This is a genomic window from Candidatus Cryosericum odellii (assembly GCF_003570935.1).
In the GTDB taxonomy this organism is placed as follows: domain Bacteria; phylum Caldisericota; class Caldisericia; order Cryosericales; family Cryosericaceae; genus Cryosericum; species Cryosericum odellii.
In genome coordinates this window covers 24,793-29,012 of the sequence record NZ_QXIU01000011.1, presented here as the reverse complement: position 1 = coordinate 29,012, position 4,220 = coordinate 24,793, and the positions used below count along the sequence as shown (strand labels likewise).

Sequence of the window (4,220 nt, the reverse complement as noted above, 5' to 3'; positions counted from 1 at the left end):
CCGGCATTGATTGCGAGGAATGCGGCGTCAGCTACCCTGACCGCCTCCTGCGCTTCTGTCATGAAATCGGCATATCCCGGGGTATCAAGCAGATTCAGCCGAACCCCCTTGTAGTCAAATTCGCAAAGGCCAATGCTTGTACTGATGTGACGTTTGATTTCCTCATCCAGGTAGTCGGAAACAGTAGTTCCATCTTCGACGCGGCCAACTCTCTGGCTTGCGCCGGCACGGAAAAGCAGGCGTTCTGTGATCATCGTCTTGCCAGAGCCGCCTTGTCCAACTAGCGCGAAGTTCCTTATGTCACTCGGGCTGAATCTGCTCACCTTTTCCTCCCCTAGAGAATGCTATTCGTTGTCTTCGAGCACTACCTTGGTACTCTTCGCGTGAGTGTCCCCTGCCTTCGGCAGCGTCTCCAGGTCCAGCCCAAGCCCACGAAGTTCTTTCACAAGAACGTTGAACGACTCTGGAGAACCTGTTTCGAAGAGATTGTTTCCTTTTGTGAGACGTTCGTAAGCTACACGTCTGCCCTCAAGATCGTCTGATTTAATCGTCAGCATCTCTTGCAGTACGGTCGAGGCACCATACGCCTCCAGGGCCCATACTTCCATTTCTCCAAAGCGCTGACCACCGAACTGTGCTTTGCCACCGATTGGCTGCTGGGTAATAAGGGTATAGCGGCCGGTCGAGCGCGCATGCATCTTGTCTTCAGCCAAGTGAATCAGCTTGAGGATATATGCTTCTCCTACGGTAACCTGGCTATCGAAGTATTTGCCAAACATACCATCGCGAACGTCCTCCTTGCCGCTGTCGTCGAGTCCAGCCTTGCGAAGAAGAGCTTTGATCTCTTCCTCGGTAGCGCCGTTGAACACTGGCGTCATGGCGCGAACGTTCAATATCCGGGCAGCCATGCCCAGACTGGCCTCAAGAAGTTGGCCGATGTTCATACGTGAGGGTACGCCAAGCGGACTCAGGATAACATCGACAGGTGTTCCATCCTGCAGAAACGGCATGTCCTCCTCGGGCAGAATGCGCGTAATGACACCCTTGTTTCCATGGCGTCCAGCAACCTTATCCCCGACGATAATCTTGCGTTTCTTGGCGACATAGACTTTTATGATCCGTTCAACGCCAACGGGAAGAGCATCACTCGTGTTGTCTTTCGTAATCTCCTGCACGTCGATAACAACGCCGTCCTCTCCGGGCGGCACCTTGTAGGACGTATTCTTGTAATCACGAGCCTTGTCGTGGAACAAAGCGAAGTAGACCCTTACCTCAGGGGACTCCTCCTGTTCAGCGCGTGGCGTGATCTTGCCCACAAGAACATCCTCAGCCTTGACGTGCGCTCCGACCTGAACCACGCCACGTTCGTCCAGATGGCGCGCGAGTTCCTTGGAGACGTTGGGCGGGTCACGAGTGATCTCCTCTTTACCGAACTCTGTCGATCTCACCTCGATCTTGTGCTCTTTGATATGTATGGACGAAAGGCTATCATCGCGTACGAGACGCTCACTGACGATGACGCCGTCCTGGTAATTATATCCTCGCCATGGAACATAGGCAACCAAGAGGTTCTTGCCCAGAGCAAGTTCCCCTTCCGCAGACGCATACCCATTTGCGAGAAGATCGCCGACGTGTACTTCATCTCCTGTGGAAACGGCCGGATGCTGGTTGATACATGTGTCCTGATTCGTCCGCTTGAATTTCTGGAGCTCGAACACACGAGCCTGGGGTACGGAAACGTGGGTCACTCCGTTCTTTGCCATCAGAATCAGATCGTCGCGGGTCAGCTTTCTCCCGACAGCCAATTTCTTGGTCTTGGGCTTGCGAAGCTGAACATTCTCGGCAAGTGTCTGACCGGCAAGCGATCCGTTGACTCGGAAGAGCTCATAACCTGCTGCCTTGGCAGGATCATACGTCAGAATGCTGGCGTTCTTGTCTTTGGCAAAGAGGTCACGGAGACTCTCCTCGGCGACTGTACGACCGATATTGGGGCTCAGGTCCTGTACCGACGTCACACCCAGAATCCGATGGCCGAGAACCTGTTGCCCGATGGGAGTCATGGTAAGCATCTGTAGCTCAACCGACGCGATCTCGTCGCCTTCCTGTATCGGAAGAGAGTGGATTTTTGCATTGTTGATGAAACGGCCAAGCAGGGTCTCAGTGATTTTTGTGCCAGCTTTGTGTACCTTGTTCTTGCCTTCCGGCACATCCTTAGCCAACACTTTCCCGACCAGACTGTCATCGGTTTGCACGTCGAACAGGTCTGTCAGCGAATTCTGAACGATGGAACCTGCGGGAACGTATTGAAACGATTCGACTCCCTCGTCCGAAAGAGCCTCGACCTGCTCACGCGAAATCTCCAAGCCTATCAATTTGAGAATAACCTCTGGAACACCCGCGGGCGCGAAGGAAATGGGCACCATGCGAACATCGCCGAGAATACCGGGTTCGTTTGCATCTGAGGCGAGCATGACGGGAATGACGTCCACCGGAATGCTGCCGGCCTGGAGGTCCACCACGTTGACCAAAGGCGAGATTCGGATCTGCTCGGCATCCACATATGAGATGATCCCGTCCACATCGCTGAGCACGAGGTCACCATTGTCATGAACAACCCGTCCTTCCATGGCAGTCGAAACGCGGGCGCGATCCGGACGTACCAGTGGTACTGCCTGTCGCTGCATGTTGCAGCCCATGAGGGCACGGTTCGCATCGTCGTGCTCAAGGAAGGGAATCAACGAGGCCGAAATCCCAAATACCTGCGACGGCAAGAGGTCAATGTAATCGACCTTGCCGGCAGGAAGCTCTTTCGGGAGAATTTCGCCGCCTTCGCTGCGCTGCCTGGCGATAACCGTCTTCGAAGTCAGACGGCTCTTCTCATCGACAGCAGTATTGGCTTGGGCGATCGAATGATGCTCTTCCTCCTCAGCATCCATATAGACAACGTTCTTCTCGTCCTTGCGACCATTCTCGACCTTGGCATAAGGCGCAGTAATGAATCCAAACTGGTCTAGTTTGGCGTACGAACTCAAACTGTTGATTAGTCCTATGTTCCCACCTTCTGGAGTCTCGATGGGGCAAATACGACTGTAGTGGGAAGAGTGGATGTCGCGGACTTCCACGCCCGCCCGCTTCCTGTTTAGGCCACCTGGTCCGAGAGAACTTAAACGCCTCTTGTGTGCAAGACTCGACAACGGGTTGATCTGTTCCATGAACTGGGATAGCTGACTCTGCCCGAAGAAGTTTCTGATAGAAGAGATAACCGGCTTGGTATTGAGAACATTCTGGAGGTTCATCATCTGCTCTGATGAGTAGATCGTGACCTTGTCACGAGTTGCCTTCGCTACCTTCAGCATGCTGTCCTGAATTTCCTCGGCAAGCAATTCTCCCACACGCCTGATACGACGATTCGCCAGACTGTCGATATCATCAAAGTTGGCTTTGCGTTCGCGGATGTCAATCAGATGTCGAATAATAGAGACGTAATCGTCTTTGGTCAGAACAGCAGAACCGCTGTCTGCTCCAAACCGTTTGTTGATCTTGTATCGACCAATCGGTGTGAACGTGTTGTATGCCTGGTCGGTCAAAAGAGTCGAGAGCAGATTCTGCGCAGCCTCGAGCGTAAGGCGCTCCTTCGGTTGCATCTCCTTGAAGATCTGCTTCACTGCATCTTCCTGATTCGTGGTCTTGTCGGCCTTGAGCGTCTTGATAATCCAACGATCAGGCTGCTTGCTGCTGACCAGAAACGAGCTAGCGCGATGATTCTCGAGAAGGCTCATTGCTTTCCGGGTAATCGCAGCGCCTTCCTTGATGATCTCTTTGCCCTTGGAATCCAGAAGTGGCTCGACCGCCGTATATTCGGCCTGATCGAACACCGACCGAAGCTGTTCGGTGGATAGGCGCTCGGTCTTCTCGATGGTGAAAAGGCGCTCGATTTCCTCATTGGACTCAATGCCAAGAGCCTTCAGCACGAGTGTTACGGGAACCTTGCGAGCCTTCTTCCGAAGACGCGTATAGATGACATCGTCCTTGCCGGCCTCAATTTCCATCCAGTTCCCCCGGTCAGGAATAAGGGTCACCATATAAATCTGCGCGCCGGACAATTTGTCCTTCCCGCCCTCGAAATAAACGCCAGGCGAGCGGACCAGCTGTGAAACGATCACGCGTTCCGCGCCATTGATGAGAAACGTTCCAAATGGTGTCATGAGCGGAATTTGTGT

Annotated in this window: 2 protein-coding genes; both read right to left on the bottom strand. The window is 53.4% G+C overall.

What is annotated here, in order from left to right:
* The coding region (locus SMC5_RS00605) for a GTP-binding protein (protein ID WP_243624919.1) at window positions 1–323 on the bottom strand (323 nt) is incomplete at its 3' end.
* A gap of 21 nt (window positions 324–344) precedes the next feature.
* Window positions 345–4,220: DNA-directed RNA polymerase subunit beta (locus SMC5_RS00600; protein WP_165848893.1), on the bottom strand; the 3,876-nt coding region annotated here is incomplete at its 5' end.